At 65.1% G+C, this 1,091-nt stretch carries 1 protein-coding gene; it reads right to left on the bottom strand.

Annotation, left to right across the window (positions count from 1 at the left end; translation table 11 throughout):
* The coding region (gene tuf, locus GF068_RS43225) for an elongation factor Tu (RefSeq protein ID WP_153825428.1) at positions 1-1,091 on the bottom strand (1,091 nt) is incomplete at both ends.

Here is a 1,091-nt window from a genome sequence, read left to right on the forward strand (position 1 = left end):
TACTTGAGGATCTTCGTCACGATGCCCGCGCCGACGGTCTTCCCACCCTCGCGGATCGCGAACCGCATCTGCTCCTCGAGCGCGACCGGCGCGATGAGCTCGATGTCCATCGTGATGTTATCGCCCGGCATCACCATCTTGACCCCCTCGGGGAGCTTGACGGTGCCCGTCACGTCCGTCGTCCGGATGTAGAACTGCGGGCGGTAGTTCGTGAAGAACGGCGTGTGACGGCCGCCCTCCTCCTTCTTGAGCACGTACACCTCGCCCTTGAAGTGCGTGTGCGGGGTGATCGAGCCAGGCTTCGCGAGGACCTGGCCACGCTCGATGTCGTCCTTCTCGACGCCGCGCAGGAGGCAACCGACGTTGTCACCCGCGATGCCCTGATCGAGCAGCTTCCGGAACATCTCGACGCCCGTGACGACGGTCTTGCGCGTGTCCTTGAAGCCGATGATCTCGACCTCCTCGCCGACCTTCACCACGCCGCGCTCGATGCGGCCCGTGGCCACCGTGCCGCGGCCCTTGATCGAGAACACGTCCTCGATCGCCATGAGGAACGGCTTGTCGATCGCGCGCTCCGGCTCCGGGATGTACGTGTCGAGCGCCTCGAGCAGCTCGCCGATCTTCGCCTCCCACTTGGGGTCGCCCTGGAGCGCCGGGAGCGAAGCACCACGAACAACCGGCGCGTTGTCGCCGTTGAAGTTGTACTTGCTGAGGAGCTCGCGGACCTCCATCTCGACGAGGTCGAGCATCTCCGGGTCGTCCACCGCGTCGCACTTGTTGAGGAAGACGACGAGGTAGTTCAGGCCGACCTGGCGGGCGAGCAGCACGTGCTCGCGGGTCTGCGGCATGACGCTGTCGAGCGCGCTGACCACGAGGATCGCGCCGTCCATCTGCGCGGCGCCCGTGATCATGTTCTTGATGTAGTCGGCGTGGCCGGGGCAGTCGACGTGCGCGTAGTGGCGGTTCTTCGACTCGTACTCCACGTGCGCAGCCGCGATCGTGACCGTCTTCGTCTCGTCGCGAACGGTGCCGCCCTTGGCGATGTCGGCGTACTTGATCTCTTTCGCAAGCTTCTGCTTGGACTGGACCTT

Origin of the sequence: Polyangium spumosum, assembly GCF_009649845.1 — a bacterium.
GTDB lineage: Bacteria > Myxococcota_A > Polyangia > Polyangiales > Polyangiaceae > Polyangium > Polyangium spumosum.